Source organism: Novipirellula caenicola, assembly GCF_039545035.1.
In the GTDB taxonomy this organism is placed as follows: Bacteria; Planctomycetota; Planctomycetia; order Pirellulales; family Pirellulaceae; genus Novipirellula; species Novipirellula caenicola.
In genome coordinates this window covers 772,475-791,503 of record NZ_BAABRO010000002.1, presented here as the reverse complement: position 1 = coordinate 791,503, position 19,029 = coordinate 772,475, and the positions used below count along the sequence as shown (strand labels likewise).

General features: G+C 56.1%; 1 protein-coding gene. It reads left to right on the top strand.

Annotation, left to right across the window (positions count from 1 at the left end; all coding sequences use genetic code 11):
* Positions 1-81 precede the first annotated feature (81 nt).
* Entirely contained in the window at positions 82-18,939 is an 18,858-nt protein-coding gene (locus ABEA92_RS06825; protein WP_345683056.1) for a tandem-95 repeat protein, read from the top strand.
* Positions 18,940-19,029 lie beyond the last annotated feature (90 nt).

Here is a 19,029-nt window from a genome sequence, read left to right as displayed (position 1 = left end):
GACACCACGCATTTGACTTTTATTTTTTTCACGACTGTCCCAATATTCCTTCCAATACGATCCCTCGAGGTTCGGGCGAACATGACTCAGCGACGAAACTTTCGCAAATCCTCCCCGCTGTCGAAAAACACTTCACGTCGTTTGCATCACGAGACGCTTGAGCGTCGCGAGTTGTTGGCTGCTGAAATTGGAATGGTGGGTCAGAGCGATACCAAGGCTCTTGTTTCCTTAGCCCAAGCGTCCAACGATTTGACTGGCTTTGATCCGGTTGCCTCGTTCGCAATGGAATCGTCGCAAGGCGGTCTCGATGCCACCGCAAGTGGTTCGTCGGTTGCATCGGCAAACTCGCTTCAGGTGCTTGATTCAAGCGGTACTCAGATTGCCGTGGGGACATCGTTTGACGACATCACGCTACACCCCCATGCGATCTTTGCCGAAGGGACTCCCGACGACGTGGTCGAGCGGTGGGAAGACCACACAAGTGCCGGTCACAGCAGCAACGGGATCAATGTGCCTGGGGCCCGCTGGAGCACGGCGGCCAGCGGGACGAGTGCCATGATCGGGGATTCGATCACGTTGACGTGGAGCATCGTGCCCGATGGAACCCCGACCTCCGGTACCGATACCCCTGGTGCGACGAGCAACTTGATCGCCTTTCTCGACGGGATCTACGGTGGTGGCGGAAACACCGTGGCCGAGCGTCCGTGGTTTCCGCTGATTCAAAAGGCGTATGACAGTTGGAGTGCGCTCAGCGGAGTCGAATTTGTCTACGAACCCAATGATGATGGGCTCGCACAAAGCGGTGCTGCCGTCGGCGAACTCGGAGTCCGTGGTGATTTTCGTGTCGCCGGTTCGTTGATCGATGGCGACTTTGGGGTGTTGGCGTTTAACTATTTCCCCGGCGGAAGTGGGCTGTCGGGTGATATGGTTATCGACACCGGCGATATCTTCTATCAAAACAATTCCAACGGAGCGACCGGCGACAATCTTGCGTTGTACAACGTGCTGATGCACGAGATCGGTCACGGTTTGGGGCTTGGGCACGTTCAACCCGTCGAGCAGACGAAGTTGATGGAACCGTTTGTGAGCACCCGTTTCCGCGGGGCGCAGCATGACGATATTCTCGCGGTCCAAAGTTTGTATGGCGATCGATTCGACGATAATGACGTTGCCGCCAACGCGATTGACATCGGTGTCGTTGACACGACGGCGCTTCGGGTCAATGACGTTTCGTTGGACCGAGACAGCGATGTCGATTGGTACAGCTTTGACGCGGCGGCTGATTCCGTCGTCACCGTCATCCTTGCCCCCGATGGGCAAGTTTACAATATCGGTCCCGACGGAGGGACGATTCGTCCGTTTGATTCCACGCAGTTGAGCGATCTGCGATTCGAGTTGTATGGACCCGATGGGTTGCTGATCGAGAGCGTGGATGCGGGACTGTTGGGACGGCCGGAATTCATTTCGGGCGTGCGGTTGAGCGAAGCGGGAACCTACAAGATCGGCGTTTTCGGCCGCTCGGTCTATGGGCCCACGCTCGATGACGTGACCGAATCGCAGCTGTATTCGCTGACGGTCAGCCCCAGCAATGTGTCGGATCCGCGGCTGATTGCGGTCGCGCCTAATGGCAGCGATTTGTTCGATCTCGATCCCTCGGACCAACCCAACGCAAACGTTCGTCAAACCGCGCCGACCGAATTGTTGTTGACCTTCGGCGGGATCGATTCGATCGATCCATCAACGCTCGATGCGATCGAAGTCTATTACAGCGAGACGGGGAACTTCGAGGCGAATGCGGAATTGGTTCCGATTGGCTATCGAGGCGTCGAGTCCGATGGACACAACGTCACGCTGCGGTTCGCCGAGAATTTGAAAGATGGTTTCTACCAGCTGTCGATTACAAACGATTTGACCAGTGTCGCGGGCGCATTGTTCTTGCCGACCAATCCGCAAACCGTTCCTGGTGATCCGACCAAGATGCGAGACGTCATCGGATTCGAATTGGAATTGGGCGGCAAGGTCACCGCGGTTGTACCACAGCCAATCGACAACGGCGTTTCGCGACCTGATCAAATCGACGTCTACTTTGACGACCTCGATTTGTTCCGGGGTGGATCGACCGTCGATAACCCTGCGTTTTACCAACTGATCAATACGCAAGGGACCGTCACCAGCGAAGACGATGTCGTGATTCCCGTCGCCAGCGTCACCAAGGTTGATGCTGAGCGTAAAGTCACGTTGACCTTCGGCGACAACCTCGACACCAATGTCAGTGGCGGCAGTACCCTGCGGCTGCGAATCGGTGACAGCACCAATTTGAGCGCGATCAGCGTGACCGAGCATACGGTTGCCAACACCATCGCCACCGATCCTGGGTTGACCGCTGCCGGTGCGAATACGATCCCGACCGCGTTGACGGGAAGCTGGTCGACCGTGGTCGTAGGTCAAGAAATTCGCAACACAACTGCTCGCGGCATTTCACCATTGGTCGATAATGCGGGCGGCATTCAAGAGCCAGGCCACCGCGATATCGAAGTCGAAGACCATTATCTGTTTCCTGGGTTCCGCGATTTCGATAACTCGATCTCGGCGATGCCCTACACGTTCTTGCACAACACGTCCTACGGAACCAGCAGTAGCGGCAGGGCGTTGTTCACGGATATCACTCCGGACCAGGAAGAGCGATTCCGCGAAGTGTTGGAATTGTATGAGTCGATGTTAGGAATCGACTTCTATGAAACCGAAGCAACCGGGTTGGCCTTGATCGTCGGCGACCTCAGCACGGCGGATCCTACGATCACCAGCGGGGTTGGTGGCGTGTTGGGTCTGGGCGGTCCGGGACGCGTCACGATGGACTCGCTTGATTTTCAAAACCAAGCATCCAATCGCTTTGGCGGATCGTTCTTTGAAACGGCCTTGCACGAAGTTGGCCACGCCATCGGTCTGGGGCACACTTACGATTTGCCGCCGGGAACGATTCAGGGGGCCGAAAACGAGTACCCCGATACCGATCGCTCCGGTCCGTTCATTCCGGAATGGGCATTCCCAGGCGACAACGATCTAGTCCATGGGTTGTACCTGCATCAACAGGAATCGCTCGATGTCGATCTGTACCGCGTCAATGTCACCGAGACGGGCGTACTGAAGGCGCAAACGTTTGCTCAGCGTTTGTCCGATTCCAGCACCTTGGACACTCGTTTGTCGCTATTCCGACAAGTGGGGTCAAATCTTGAATTGATCTCTAGCAACGAAGATTACTTCGGCAGCGATTCGTTTGTGGAATTCGCCGTCACTCCGGGGACCTACTTTGTTGGTGTCGCCGCCGAGGGCAATGACGACTATGACCCCAATTCAGGCGTCTCATCGGCTGGCGGTGTGAGCGAGGGTAAGTATGAATTACGCGTTGATTTCAGTTCCGATGTCGGGCTGGCGATCACCGATGCGGGCGGCAGTGAATTGGATGGCGATCGCGATGGTGTCGCCGGTGGCAATTATGACTTCTGGTTCAAACCGTCTGGAGCCAACACGGTCTATGTCAATAAATCGTCCGGCGCAGGAAGCGGATTGCTCGGTTCGCAAACGAACCCGTTCGACAACATTCCCGACGCGCTTGCCGCCGCCAAAGCGTTGGTTGACGGCGGTGCCAAAGATGTCGTCGTGCGTTTGCTGCCCAATGGAGGTGCCGATGCAGACATCAGCACGCCGCTTGACAATGTGGCGTACGAAATTGGAGCCATTGATGCGTTAAGTCAAACGCTTGACGATGGCCGCAATCTCGTACTGCCCGGCGGAATCCAGCTCGTGATCGATGCTGGGGTGGTGATGAAATTCTTGGACAGCCGAATTTCGATTGGCAGTGATGACGACGGCGTCGATCGCAGCCAAAGTTCAATCCAAGTTCAGGGTAAACCTGATCTGCCCGTCTACTTCACCAGCTACAACGACCGCAGTTTGGGCGTTAACAGCAATCCGCTTTTGACGGTGCAACCTGCGTCGGGGAACTGGGGCGGGATCGAAATCCGCAACGACGTCGACCGCCTGCAAGGTCGTAGCGATGCCGAACGGCAAGGCATTTTTGACAACTACATCAATCACGCTCAGTTCACGTTTGGCGGTGGCGAGGTTTCAACGATCAATCGAGTGATCGATCCAATCCATTTGTCGGAAGCTCGCGCCGAGATTTCCTACAACGTGATCGAGCAAAATTCGCGAGCCATTTCGGCGGATCCAAACACCTTTGCGATCACGACCTTCACCGAGCCGCGGTTCCAAAAACAATCGATTTCCGGAGCCGGATTTGCAACTGACTACGTTCGTGTCGGTCCAAGCATCCATGGCAACTTGATCACCGAAAATGCGACCAACGGGCTATTCGTTCGTATCGATACACCCACCGGCGGGTCGCTTGAGCAATTGGTCGTTCCGGCTCGCTTTGACGATACCGATATCGTTCACGTGTTAGGCGAAAACTTGCTGCTCGATGGATCGCCTGGCGGATTGTTCGAAGAATCGACCCGTCCGAGCCCGATCATCGGCTTGGCCAAACAGCCTGGCGCCGGTGCGTTGCCCGCTGGGAATTATCAGTACAGCTATACCTTTATCGATGCCTACGGATTTGAAAGTCCAGGTTCGCTTGCCCAATCGGTAACGAGCGTGGCATCCGGCAGTGCCGTCAAACTGTCCAACATTCCCGCGGCGACGGGCAATTATGTCGGTCGAATCCTGTACCGCAGTTACAACGGTGGCCCATTCCTAAAGGTCGCCCAGCTGGATAAATCCTCACGCGATTACATCGATACCCTGGCCACCCCGGCCGCTGCCGCGCCGTCCTTGGACGTCAGTATCGCGACGGTGCGTCAAGGCCGCTTGGACGCTAGCTTGGTGATCGATCCAGGCATGATCATCAAGAACCAAGGCGCGCGAATTGAACTCGGTTTCGGTACGACCTTGTTGGCCGAAGGCAACGAGGGGAACGAGGTCATCTTTACCTCGCGTGCGGACGATCGCTACGGTGCAGGCGGTACTTTCGATACCAATGGTGACGACTTCGGTACCGGCAGTGCCGGCCAGTGGGCAGGCATCTACGCTTCGCCAACAAGTCGGTTGAGTTTGGATCACGCGTTGGTTGCATTCGCAGGCGGGATCACCGGAGTCGGCGGCGGAACAGCGGCGTTCAACCCGATTCAAATACATCAAGCCGAAACCCGTATTGCCAACAGTGTGTTTGAGCAGAATGAGGATGGGACCGGCGGCTCGCAAATTGGGGCTCGGAATGCGTTCGCACCCAACTCAGCGGCCACGATTCATGTCACCGCAGCGCAGCCGACTTTGGTTGGCAACACGTTTGTCGACAACAACGGCGCGGTGATCGATATCAACGTCAATTCATTGAATTCCGAACTCAACAGAGACCGTGGGCGTCAAACCGGTTCGATTGACCTGTACTCGATCCCGCCGGCCAACCAGGGGCCCGTCGTTCGTGGCAACCAGTTGGAAAACAACGAAATCAACGGGATGGTGATTCGCGGTGAAGTGTTAACCACCGAAGTCGTCTGGGATGACACCGACATCGTTCATGTCCTGGACAGCGATATCGAAATTCCCGATCTGCATACCTATGGCGGGATGCGACTCGAGAGTAGTTCGACCGAGTCGTTGGTCGTCAAAGTGGACGGCGCCGAGATTTTGGCGACCGGGCGATCCCTTGATATTGACGATCGCATCGGTGGTCGCTTGATGGTGCTCGGCCAACCCGGTTTCCCGGTCGTGATGACAAGCATCAACGATGATACGGTCGGTGCCGGTTTCACCCCAAGTGGTGCGGTGCAAACCGATACAATCCGCGGCGTGGGATCTGCCAGTCCTGGCGATTGGCAAGGATTGAAATTTGATCCCTACAGCCACGATCGAAACGTCGCAGTGGCGACTGAGCGTGAAGGTCTGATTGGCGGTGTCGGCGACTTGAACGCCAATATCGGACAACACCAAGAACTCGGAACGTTGGCTACCGATGAAAAGTCGGGCGACGAAAATATCCGCCTTGGTTTCGAAGTGCACGGCGCTATCGCGGCCCCCCGTGACCAGGACTTGTATAGCTTCGAAGGCACCGCAGGTACGATGGTTTGGTTCGACGTCGATCGCACCGACGCTCAGCTCGACACGGTCCTCGAATTGCTCGATGGCCAAGGGCGTGTGTTGGCATTGAGCCAAAATTCGCGGTTCGAATCTCAAAACGGTCAATTGACCTATGTGAATAGCTCGCTGGTGCGGGACGGCTACGCGTTGCCGATGCAGTTGGACCATGACGCGCAGCTCAATGTGACCGGCGAGTATCGCGATCTGTACAGCCAAAATGACGGCGATTCAGGGATGCGAGTCGTGTTGCCGGGTACCACGGGAACGCGGAATACGTTCTATGTGCGAATTCGCAGCAGTAACCCTGCAGCAGACCTGACGACGCTTAACGGAATCAATGCAAGTCTATTGACCGGCGGTACAACCCAAGGTGGATATCAATTCCAAATTCGACTGAGCGAAACCGACGAGTTCCCCGGCAGCGTGGTTCGTTATGCCGATCTTCGCTACGCCACCGATGCGATTGTTGCAATTGGGTTGCCCGCTCACTCGCCATTGGCTGGCGAGCTGTTCAATCCAGGCGGCACGATTGACCTAGGAAGCCTTAGCAATACCGATCGCGGCGCCATCTCGATCGCCGGGGTCGCCGATAACACTGTCGATGTTTATACCTTCACCGTCGATCGTGACTCGTTGCAAGGACTCGATCCGACGCCGAACAAGGTTTCCACGGTGTTTGATATCGATTGGGCCGATGGTTTGACCCGACCCGATACGAATTTGTATTTGTTCGACGGTAACAACCTGATTGCGATCGGAACCAACTCGAACATCTTGGACGACCAGATCACTCCGATCGTGCCGGGGCAACCGACGACCGAGGCCGATTTGTCGCGTGGCTCTCAGGGCACGCGCGACGCCTACATCGGGCCGTTGGAATTGAACCCCGATGGCGATTATCAAGTGATCGTCGGGACGACAGGCCAAATGCCTGCGGATATGACGCAGTTCACTCAGATCAATCCCGTCAATACCAATGCTCGGCTCGAACCGCTCGATCCGACCGTGCTGATCATCGACGATCGCTTTGATTACGCTCCGACCACCAACAACAGCGCAAACGAAGGAACGCCGGTTCAGCCGCGTTTCGATCAAGAGACTGTTTCGTTGCAAGTTGGATTCGAAGATGACGGCAGCAACATCCTGCCATGGCAATTCGGTGACATTCCACTTCTGGCGATTCGCGAGAATGTCAATGCAAACGCCGCCTCGCGGTTGTCGATTTACAATCCATTCACCGGACGTCACGATGCAATTATCGAAGAGGCGACTTCGGTTCCCATTGGCGCCGTGGCCCAATCGGCTCGTGGCGACATCATCGCCATCCGCAACGAAGGCAACGCAACCCGAAACGATGGCAATACGTCGACCACCTATAGCGTTGACGCCGAGGGCGTCTTTACGGCGATTGGGGCGACCGGAATCGAAACTTACGAATGGGCGCTTAACAACGCAAATCCGCCGGTCGCGGTCAACAATCGCGACAACGAAGGGATGGTGTTTGATAGTCTGGCTTATTACAGCAGCGGCACGACGGAGGCTCGGTTCCTATATGGACTCGCCAATCGTGGCACCTTTACCGGAACCAATGTCGGCACGAATGGAACCAATGATACGATCGGGGCGGCGGAACCGAATCTGGATGCTAACAACCTGATTTATCGACTCGACCCCAATGATGGAACGGCGATCAGTCGTGCGGGTCGCGATATGACGGGTGGCTTCGAATCGGCCAACCCGCTGGATCCACGGATCCAGAACAACTACAACAACTTCAATTTCCCCGCGGAAACGCCTTGGGCCGGTACCAATATCGTCGCCCAAATTCAGATCCCAACGATCTCGCCCAACACGTTGTTGCCCACCGGCAACGTCACCGATTTGGTAACCGACATCAATGGTGGCCAATTTTTATATGCCTTTACCGACACCGGGGCTGTGTGGCGAGCTAGCTTCAGCGAAAACAGCAACACCACCTACGCCAGCGGGGACATCCGCGGGTTTGCGACACTGATCGTCGATCCGACCGCCGCCGATGTACCGGGAGCGCACGAAGGTGTCGATTACGTAGCCGGCGTCGATTTCATTACCGATTCGAACGGTAATAAATTGGTGCTCGAACGCGTCAGTGTGGGACCCGAGAATTTCCGCGACATCAACGACACGATCGGAATTTCGAATCTTTACTTCGGTGTCGGACGCGCGACAACGCCTGGAACGCCGGTCAATTCCTCGACGCCTCTGCGTTACTACGCATTCGATTTGACGACCCGCACGGCACAACCGATCTTTGAATTTGGTGCCGACAGTATTTTGGTTGACAACACGGCGACCTCTGGCGAGTTTGCTGGTTTGTTCTTTAGTTCGCTCGATTCGACGCTGTGGCATCTGAGCGACACGCTACGAAGTGAGCCTGGACATGGCGTGAACGCGCTTGATGACCGTGCCGGTCTGATCGGTGGCGGATCCATTCGATTCGGGTTCGATGACTTGAGCGATGATTTCAATCATCTGTCGCACCTTGATTTGGATGGCGACGGCCGAGTGAGTGACAACTCGGACGGCAACAACGATTTGGATGCCGACGATCTTCAAGGTTTCTCGGGATACAACTTCCTGGGCGGTGCCCACGGTAGCGTGCAGAGTAACTCGCTCGATCTTTCCGGATTCTCCGCGAATGATCTGCCGATGTTGTACTTCACCTACTTGCTTGACACCGAGAACACCAACGCGGACGACAATGTCACGACCAACAGTGACGCTGGTCTTGATGACGTCATGCGTGATTCGCTGCGTGTGATGGTGGCCGGTGACGACGGTGAGTGGCAACTGGTTGCAACGAATAACTTTGATGATTCGATCAACAACCGCGTCTGGGACGATATTCGCGGTCCCGAACACGAATACGACCCGGTTGGCAGCAATGGGTATACCAACGTCTTTGAACAACGATTCGTGCAAGAATTGTTTGACGACGACGTCTTCCGCCAAGCACGCATCGACCTTGGTCCTTGGGCGGGTCAACAAGATGTGAAGATCCGCTTTGAGTTTTCAACCGCCGGAGAGGCGCGGCCGGACCAAAGCGAGATTCAAGCGATCGCTGGCTATAAATTGACCGACGGACAAACTCTAATCGTTTCGGGCGAGATGCCTGATCGGCTTGTGACCAATCAGGGCGACGCGTTGCCAACGCTGAGCAAATCGTTCGAATTTGATCTTGGTTTGGTGGTCCAGATGCCTGCGGGCAGCCAGGTCACCGCGCCTTTGACGCTGCAGCGACCCGATGGCAGCACGATTGTTGAATTGGTGCCTGGCATCGCCGGCCTCGGTCAAATCAGCGTTTCGCCGCTGGATACCGCGACCGACGTGGCGCAAAAAGTGGCCCAGTTCATCGCACTGGATGGCGATCCGGCGACGACCGCGGTCACCAGTGCCAACAAACCGGCTTGGGTGAATTTCACGAGTGAAACTCAATCGGGAACCTATACGTTTGATGGATTGGAATCGCTGATCGAAAGCACGCCTGGCGTTGGCACGGGTGCGGTTGCTATTGATGTTGATATTTCGATGACTCCCGTCCAAGTGCGGGACGCGATCCAATTCTCGTTGGCCAACGAGATCCATTATCTCGATGCTCTGCCAAGTCTTGCAGCGTTCCCCGTCGTGGGCACCACCAACGCGGTTCGTCTGTACGACTTGGCCATTAGTCAAGCAAGCGGCCAAGGAATCATTTCGCTGCCTGGAAACGACACGCTCGGGACGGCGCAAAATCTAGACGGAGAATCTTGGAGTCTGTCGCTTAATACCAGCATCGCCAACAGCCTGGCTCGACCTCACGTCACCGTGAACGGCGTCGGCGATGGAACGTACGACTATTTCTCGTTTACCGTCGACAACCCTGGTACGACGGCGACGTTTGACATCGATAGCTCAAGCGATGACTTCCAATTGTTCCTCTATGATTCGTCGGGTAATCTGCTTGCCGCAAATGATGATGCTGGGAATGATCCGGGAAGCAATAGCTCGCTCGATCCGTACATCACGTATACCTTCACCCAGCCCGGCACCTACGTGATCGGTGTCTCAGAGTTTTTCTCGTTTGATAATCCGCCCAATGGGATCGCTGGTGCTACGGTTTCAACCGGCGACACTTATAGCTTGCATGTTTCGGTCGATGGAAAGCCGGTTGCTTCGACGAACAGCTTTACTCCGTTGACGCTGATCAACGGAGAAAACGCTGGTGGATCCAATCTGCCTGGTTCTGACTACGGTGTCTACAGCGGCAGCCGCAGCGTCTCGGGACTATTGCGAGCCGGTGAACGCTCGCGTGGCCTTGGCGGGGCACACGGTGTTTACATCGACGATATTGTGATCGGATTGGCCGAACGTGGCGAAAGCTTTACCGGCGGCACGCAAGGCACCGCGTTGGCGGACAATCCTTACTTTGAAGCTCGATACTACAACCCGATTACCGGGATCGTTGGTCCGGTTCAACAAGAGATCACCGCAGGGGCGTATCAGCTAGAAATTCGCTTGGGACAAGAGTACCTGGGCCCTAACAATATTGGCAAAGACACTCGATTCGATGTGAATCAGCGTCTTGCCGACGGTTTGAATGTGATTGTGCAAAGCAGCGGTAGCGACATCATCGATGGTGATACCTTTACCATTTCGAACGGCTTCGAAACGTTGCGGTTCGAATTCAACGATATCACCATTCCTTCGCTGACGACCCCAGCGGATACCGACAATGTGGTCATTGAGTATCGCGTTTCGGACACCGCAGCCCAGGTGGCCCAGACCATTCGCAACGCGATCAACAGCGGATCCGTTCGCGCGGCACTCGGTATCGAAGTCACAACCAGTAGCGGCACGCTTGCCGATGGTACCGATCCGGTGATCGTGTTCCACGGCTATGCCGCGGCAAACAACCTTGGCAGCAGTGATTTCAGCTCGCCCGAAAGCGGACGGATTCATTTGTTGGGAGTCATCACGGGCCAAGATGTTGTGCTCGGTGAGGACAACGGCGACCGAAATCGGCATCGTGATCAAGGTCAATTCATTGTGGATTCGAACGTGATCAGTTTCTCGTCGGGAACGGCGTTGAATCTATCGGCCGGCGATACGGCGGCTGGTAACAAGGTGCCAAGTGAAGGCGATCGTCCTAAACCAGGAGCGGTTCAGCATTTCCCGACGCTCAACAGCGAGCAACTGATTCCCGGCGCGATCGTCCAGAACAATCTGTTGATCAATAACAACAACGGGATCTTGTTAGCGGGCGATACGTCCTCGGGCGCACCTTCGGCGTTCTCGCGTGTCGTCAACAACACCATCGTCAATTCCTTCTTGGGGATTGAAGTTCGTAATGGTGCCGCGCCGACGCTGCTAAACAATGTTTTGGTTGGCAACGCGATCGGTCTGTTCGCCCAAAATGCTGGGCCGACGGTGGTGCGAGGAACGCTGTACCAAGGTAACGGCGCGCCAACGATCGGAATCGGAACGGGTACCGAAGCGATCGTCAATCCGCCAGGACCGTTGTTTGTCAATCCCAACGTGGGCGTGTTTGATTTGGCGGCGGGCAGCCCGAACTTCTACCCGGCCGCCGGCAGCCCCTTGATCGATAGCAGTATCGAAAGCCAAGTGGATCGGCCTTCGATCGTTTCGGTGAAGAATTCGGTGGGGATCTCGCAGAGTCCGATCGTGGTGACCGAACGTGACTTGGCGGGACAGATTCGCAAGAATAGTTCGACCAGCACTGGACAAGGTAACAACGTTGATATCGATCGCGGTGCACTTGATCGCTCCGATACAACCGGACCCAAGGCACAGCTGATCTCGCCCAATGACAACGATGCAGAGAATATCGATGTCGACCCGAGTCAGACGTTCTTGCAGTTGACCCGCGGGGTTTACGAGTTCTTTGAAATTCTGATCACCGAAGGCTCGGGAATTGGTCCTGATGCGTCGACGATCAGTTCGGATCAGATCCGTTTGATTGAAAATGGAATCGAGTTGCTTCCAGGAATCGATTACACGATCGGCTACAACACGGCAACTCGCACGTTGCGGTTGACGCCAATCAGTGGTATTTGGCGGCCTGATGCGACCTACCAAATCATTTTGAACAATGAGGATGCGTTGCAGAGCGACGGCACCACGATCCGAGCAATCTCGGACTTGGCGGGCAATCCGTTGCAACCGAATCGGGCGACCGGCGAGACTCGCTTCACCATTTTGATGCCGGACGTCAAGTTGGACTATGGCGATGCACCGGTGTCCTACGGAACGCTATTGAGCGACTCGGGAGCCCGGCACACGCTCAATAACGATCGTCAGCCTCGACTCGGCCAATACGTCGACGTCGACATCAACGGCAATCCGTCACCGGCGTCCGATGACGATTTGGTATCGGTGTCGGTCACTTCATCGAGTTCGGTATTTACGATTACCGGTTCGGCTGCCAATGCGACCCAAAGTGTAACGCTCAATGCGGTTCCAACCGGTGGCGAAGTGCTGACGATCGACATCGATGGCGTCGTCACGAAGCTCGAGTTGATCACCGGTTCGCTCGTACCAAGTTCCAACAATGTTGCGGTCGCGTTTGATGTGACCGATACCGTCGACGAAGTCGTGGGCAAATTGTTAAACGCGATTCTGACTCGCGTCGCCGCATCGGGCGATTCCGTCGTGGTCGCGCTCGACAGCAGCCAATCCGCTACGTTGACGATTACCGCTATTGACGACGAAGACGGCGTTGCGACGGGGATCTATACGGCCCCCAACGGCTCGGCCGTTCGCGTCTTTACCATTCCGGGGGCAGGTCCCGGTGCGGTTACCGCAGATGAAACGCTTGGTTACATCAATCCGCTGGATCCCGCAGGCACCAACGTGTATGTCGAGGTCATCGGCAGCGGACTGCTGGACGCATGGATCGACTTCAACCAAAATGGCACCTTCGAGACGAATGAACAGATTTTCGCCGGCACCCCGGTGATCGAAGGCGGCAACTTGCTGACGATTCCAGGCGATTCCGCAGCGTATGCGGCGGCCTTTGATGGCGAAACGTGGATGCGATTCCGCATCAGTGCCGAAGGAAACCTCGGCCCAACCGGAGTGGCCGTCGGCGGAGAGGTCGAAGATTATCCAATCTCGGTGCGTAGCATTGCCCTGCCTACCCCGATCGACGATACGTTCAACGCGGTTGAGGATACCGTGCTTGACGTGTTGGCCGGTGGAGCACAGGGGACACTGTTTGACAACGATACCGGTTTGTCCGGCCAATTGTTCCCGGTTCGCTATTTCCTTGGGGCGTTGCCACAAAATGGAACAATCGAGATCGTCGACCGCTTTACCGGCGAATTCCGTTACACGCCTAACGAGGATTTTTATGGTGAAGACACCTTCACCTATCGGTTGAGCACGCAAGAGAACATCAGCCAACATGCGACCAACGTGTCGACGTTCGCGACAGTGACAATCAACATTGCTCCGGTCAATGATCCGCCGGCGGCGATGGATCAATCGTTCGTGACGACCGAAGACAACACGTTGATCATCACCGCAGCAGAATTGCTTGTCGGTGCAGCGGGGCATGAAAATCCGGCGATCCCACAAGCTCCGTTTGATGAATCCAATCAAACGCTGAGAGTGATTTCGATTACCGGAGGCGATCTTGCCACCGGAACCACGATCGACCAATCCAACGCATCGACCACGGCGATTACTGTCGAAGGCGGAACGTTGACCGCGACGTTTGACGTCGATGGATCACTCATCGAGGTCCAATACACGCCGAAATTGAACTTCAACAGTGACAACCTACCTCCGAATCCCGGCGAGTTCCGGTTGGACGAGTTCCTGTTCACGGTCGAGGATGACGGCGTCCTGGTATTGCCCGACGGATCGATTGATCCCGCCTTTCCTAATCCACTGACCACGGTGGCAACCGCTTCGATTCGGGTCACGCCACAGAACGACGCACCGTTCTTGGCGACTGACTCCGTATCGATCGACAACCCTGCGTTCGTCGACTACTACACCACGCGTGGTTTGACCGCTCCGGTACCAACCGAAGATCAATCGTTGGTAATTCCGGCTGAATTCTTGTTGGAAAATGACTTGCGAGGCCCACAGGATGCCGCGGACGAAAACCAAGCCATTCGTGGTAACGATGGTGTGATCAGTTTGGTTGGCCCCGTCGGCTTGGTGGACCCGAGCTTGGGAACGCTGACGATCAGCGCCGGCGGTGACTTGTTGTTCACTCCGACAGCGGATGTTTATGGCGAGGTGTTGTTCACCTACACGGTGATTGACCAAGGTGTTGACGAAGCGGTCGATGGAACGCGAACCAGTGCTCCGTTGACGTCCACCGTGACCTCGACGATTTTCCTCGAGCCTGTCAATGATGCCCCTGTGGCATTTGACCGGTCGTTGACTTTGGACGAAGTCGCCGAGCCTGCTGCTCCGGCTGTGTTGACATTCACCGCCGACAATCTGATCAACGGCACGGTCGGTGAACAGCCGAGCGTCGGCGGCAGTTTTGCGGCCTCGTTGCCGGCTCCGTACAACGAGACAAACCAAGCACTTCGCGTGGTCGCGTTCAGCTCCAATTCGAACACCGTTGATGTGGACAGCTTGCCGGGCGGAAGTGGCCAATTGTCGCTGACGACCAGCATTGGTGGGGTTTTGACGTTCAATTTCGCGAACGGTGCATTCGTCGACGGTACCTACCAACCGCCAGTCGATTACAACGAACGTGCTCCGTTTGATCCCAACGACACCTTCACCTTTACGATCGCCGATGACGGAGCGACCGTGTTCGGCGGGGCTATCCCTGATCGCGACCTAACCGATGTTCGTTCGACAACACCGGCGACGGTGACGTTGACGGTCACCGAGACCAACGATCCGCCGGTTTTCCAAAACCTCCCTGTGGTCGACATTCTCGAGCGTGATGATTCGCTCTCGACCACCGTGCCTGCGTTTGTGTTCAACCAAGCGGCCGGTCCTGCGACGGCACTCGACGAAATCGACGTGCAAACGCTGACGTTCACGATTGTTGATTCGCTTTCAACCGTTCCGGCGGGATTGATGTTGCAAAGCCCTCGCGTGTTGGCCGATGGCAGCTTGGAAGTGTTCCCCGCGCCCGACCAATTCGGCACGGCAACCTACGTTGTTCGAGCAACCGATGCGGAACCGAACAACCCATCGTTTAACGATCCACGATCGACCGACAAAACCTTTGTCTTGAACGTGCGTCCGGTTAACGATGCTCCGCGATTGAACACCAGCGTGCTCGGTACCAGCGACCAAGTCGTGCCGGCAGGAGCCAACCCGATCATCGACCAAGCGTATGCGGTCGCCGGGGACGGCACGATCACGTACACGCTGCGTGAAGACAATACGCAAGCACTCGGCGACACGTCACAGCCGTTCTTCATTCCGATCAACCGCCCGTCGGCAACTTCGGGTTACAGCCAAATCGGATTGTTGGATGTCTTTACTCCCGGACCGAGCAATGAAATCGCTGCACTGCCCGGCGGATCGCAAACGCTCGAGCTGTTCGATTTCCCTGAAACCACCGACTTGGGCGGTCAATTGACCAGCGTGTTTAGCGGCGGCGTGCTGATCGGCGTGAACTATATCCCGCCGACCAATTTCAATAACGTGATCGGCGCCGCCGATACGTTCACCTACACCGTGCGTGACAAGAGTGGTACCGGTAACGAAACCTACTCGCTCGCCGCAGGAGCGTTGGTGCCGGATCGATTGACTTCGATCAATCAAGTGCGGTTGAATTTGAACCCGGTCAATGACCGACCCGAGTTCGAAATCAGCCGACCCGTTATCGAAGTCCCCGAGGATGGTGCGGCCGTAACGATCAATAACTATGCGTTCAATATCAACGCCGGCCCGCCGTTCAACGCGTTCGACGAAATCGACCCGAACACGGGACAAAACGTCACGTTTACGGTGACTGCATTGGGCATGCCGACCAACCAAGCGGCACAGTTCTTTTCGCAGTTCCCATCGATTGATTCCAACGGACGTTTGACCTTCCGTCCGGCAGCCAATGTGTTCGGCGAGTTCCAGTTCGAAATTGTCGCCACTGACGATGGGCCTGGAAACGCAACACGTGGCGACTTGATTTCGTCGCTTGCGAAAACCATGACGATTCAGGTTCAACCGGTTAACGATCCGCCTCAGATCAACCCCGCCGTCAACCCGCTTCAATTCACGATGCTGGAAGATGGCGAAATTGAAATCCGCGTCCGCGGCGACAGCACGAACCCAGGCTTGTTGGACGTGTTTGCAGTCGGACCGGCCAACGAAGCCGCCAATGTGACGCCTGGTGGCAATCAAACGTTGTCGCTTGGTACCCCGATTCCGGTCACTTCGCTTAATGGCGGAACGTTGACACAAGTGCTCGGCGGCAATGGCGAAGTGATCGCACTTCGCTACAAGCCTCGTGCGAATTACTCAGGGATGGACTCGATCATTTACACCGTCACCGACGATGGGGTGACCGTCGATGTGGGCACCGGCGGGGCCATTCGAAATAACCCTCGAATTGCCTCCAACACCGTTGCCATCAATGTGTTGCCGGTCAACGATGCACCCATCTTCAGCGGTGCAGGTGACGTGGTGTCAATCGAAGATCAAGACACCGGTCTCGGACGCGGCGTGGTGCAGGTGCCCGATTGGGCGACCAATGTCCAAGCCGGACCGTCCACCGCGCTGGACGAACTTAACGGCACCGCAACCGTTGCCGCTCAGCAGACTGAGTTTGTGATCACGCAGATCAGCGGAAACACTTCGCTGTTCTCGGTCGCACCTCACGCGATCATCAACGGATCGTCCGCAACGTTGGCTTACACGTTGGCACCGGATGCAGCGGGGCAAGCGGTCTTCACGGCCCAGTTGCGTGACAACGGACCGACCGACGCCGCGATCGGCGACGATGCCGTTGGCGACACGCAAACGTTTACGATCAGCGTGACGGCGGTCAATGATCCGCCGACGTTTGTGAGTGCGGGCGATGTTACCGTCGACGAAGATAGCGGTCCTTACAACGCAGTGTGGGCATCGCAAATCTCGCCGGGACCTGCGGACGAAAGCAGCCAAACGGTTGTCTTCAACGTCACGATCCCCGACGCGTCCAAGGCCCTATTTGCATCGCTTCCCGTGATTAGCGAATCCGGTGTGTTGCGATTCACGCCGGCATTGAATGCGGTGGGCACGGCTACGATCGAAGTCAGTGCAACCGATAGCGGCGACGCCACTTCGTCACCCATCACATTCCAAATCACGATCGGCGAGGTCAACGACCCGCCACGACCGTTGTCGGATGTTTTGAATCCATCGGATGAAGACACCGTGCTGACGATTTCTGCTGATCAATTGCTCGCCAACGACGGGGATCCCGACAAATTGACCAACCCAAGCGAAGTGCTGACGTTGGTGATGCCTGCCGAATCGACCTCGGTCAGCGGAGCAAGTGTGAAGTTTAATGCTGCGACCAAGACAATCACCTACAATCCGTTGACATCATCGGTCTTGCAGGCTCTCGCACCCGGTGAGAGTTTGACTGACTCGTTCTCGTACACCGTGCGTGACGCCGCGGGCGTGACCAGTGCTCCGGTGGTGGTTCGCGTCGTGATCAATGGAATCAACGATGCCCCAACGTTGGTGGCGGATAATCCAGTGCTCGCAGCTTCGGGAGCCACGATCATTCGTCCATTGGACAATGATTCGGATATCGATGGCGAAATTGATTCGACATCGGTTCGTCTCGAATTGCAGCCCGTGTTCGGCTCGGTGCAAATCGACTTGAACGGAGTGATTACTTACACACCATTTGCCAGTTTCTCGGGCAATGACACGTTTTCGTATAGCGTCGCGGATAATCTTGGGCTGCGAAGTCAGCCTGCGGTGATCACGATTGATGCCAACCCGGCACCAATCGCCAAATCGGACGTCGCAGGCACGTTTGTCGACGAAGCCGTCGTGATCAACGTCGCGGCTAATGACAGCGACGATGTGAATGGATCGCTGAACCTCGCGAGCATCCGAATCGTCACCGCGCCAAACCGTGGTGAAGCGGTACCGCTCGGCGATGGTACGATTCGCTACATCCCGGCCTCTGGGTTTGTCGGACGAGATTCGTTTACCTACTCCATCGCGGACAACGAAGGTCGGTTCAGCACGCCTGCGACCGTTTCGGTTCAGGTCGTCGCAAGCCGACTGCAGAACCCCAATGATTTCTCGGACGTCAACGCCGACGGTGACGTGTCCGCACTCGATGCGTTGTTGGTCATCAACAAACTGATGCTGGCCGGTGGCAATGTTTCGAGCATCCCGGTACAGCCTGGAGATCGAGGCCCGAACTACTTTGACGTCTCCGGTGACCGCCAAATCTCGGCACTTGATGCGTTGCAAGTCATCAACCAATTGATGCTGCGTGGGCCGGTACCGGCGAGCGGTTCAGGTGAAATGGCACAAGGCGAAAGCATTGCCGCCGCTGCGGTCACTGCAACGCCGTTTGCGATGATGACGAGCGAGACTGTGGCAGTGATGGCCGAGCCTGATTCGGCGTTCGCGCTCGCCCCAGGGCTTGATAAACAGTTTGCCAACGCAAACGACGACGTGCCGGTCGTGGAGGTGCTTGATTCCAGTGTGGATCTGGACGCTTATGACTGGATCAACAGCGATACGGTCGATCTGATCGCCGACGACCGAGAAGCGGACAGCTTGGCAGATGATTCGCTTTCGGCTCTCGATTCCGCTCTGTTGGAGTTCGAGTGATCAGAGGAGCCATCGTGATGTGTTTCAAGCGAGAGCATCACGACGGCATCGTGTAAATAACCGAGGGGGGCAGACGTCGTGTGGCGTCTG

Coding starts and splice junctions, on each gene's coding strand:
- ABEA92_RS06825 (WP_345683056.1), top strand. CDS start 82: ATGACTCAGCGACGAAACTTTCGCAAATCCTCCCCGCTGTCGAAAAAC.